The sequence below is a fragment of the Streptomyces barringtoniae genome (assembly GCF_020819595.1).
In the GTDB taxonomy this organism is placed as follows: domain Bacteria; phylum Actinomycetota; class Actinomycetes; order Streptomycetales; family Streptomycetaceae; genus Streptomyces; species Streptomyces barringtoniae.
Map to the genome: position 1 here is coordinate 1 of NZ_JAJHNP010000082.1, position 1,045 is coordinate 1,045.

The 1,045-nt window shown below is 65.4% G+C and carries 1 protein-coding gene; it reads left to right on the top strand.

Annotated features, from left to right (window positions below):
* Window positions 1-38 precede the first annotated feature (38 nt).
* On the top strand, window positions 39-1,045 hold a 1,007-nt coding region (locus LMU33_RS40795), incomplete at its 3' end, for an IS630 family transposase (RefSeq protein ID WP_228627160.1).

Below are 1,045 nucleotides of genomic sequence, written 5' to 3' on the forward strand. Positions count from 1 at the left end.
TCTAGTGACCTGAGTCAGAGATTCGTCGTTGGTTTGGTGTGAACCGTCGTGGACCGAAGATCCCGCCGTTGTCGGTAACGGATGCCCAGCGGGCCGTGCTTGAGGGGTGGTTGCGTCGCCGGTCGACGTCTCAGGCTCTGGCCTTGCGGTCCCGGATCGTCCTTGAGTGCGCCGAAGGGCATTCGATCATGGAGGTGTCACGGCGGCTGAAGGTCGCTCCGGACACGGTCCGCACCTGGCGAAGACGCTTCCTCGACCGCGGTCTGGACGGCCTGTCCGACGAGCCACGGCCTGGTGTCCCGAGGAAGATCACCGATGCCGATGTGGAGCGGGTCATCGTCAAGACGCTGGAGGAGAAACCGCCGAACGCCACGCACTGGTCGACCCGATCGATGGCGGCCGCCACGGGGATGTCCCAGTCCGCCGTCTCCAGGATTTGGCGTGCCTTCGCCTTGGCCCCGCACCGCTCCGAGACGTTCAAGCTGTCCACGGACCCGCTGTTCATCGACAAGGTCCGCGATGTGGTCGGCCTCTACCTCGACCCACCCGAGAAGGCCCTGGTGCTGTGTGTGGACGAGAAGTCGCAGATCCAGGCACTCGACCGGTCCCAGCCTGTCCTGCCGATGATGCCCGGCGTCCCCGAGCGCCGCAGCCACGACTATCTCCGCGCCGGCACCACCACTCTGTTCGCCGCCCTGGAGGTCGCCACCGGCAAGGTGATCGGCTCCCTGCACCGGCGCCACCGAGCCGTGGAGTTCAAGAAGTTCCTGGCCAGGCTCGACAAGGAAGTCCCCGCCGGTCTCGACGTTCACCTCATCCTCGACAACTACGTCACCCACAAGACACCCGCCATCAAGAAGTGGCTGCTGGCACACCCACGGTTCCACCTGCACTTCACACCGACGAGTTCGTCCTGGCTCAACCTGGTGGAGCGGTGGTTCGCCGAGCTCACGCAGAAGAAGCTCAAGCGCGGCGTCCACCGCTCCGTCCAAGCCCTCGAACGAGACATCCGCACCTGGCTCAGCGACTGGAACGAGCACCCCAG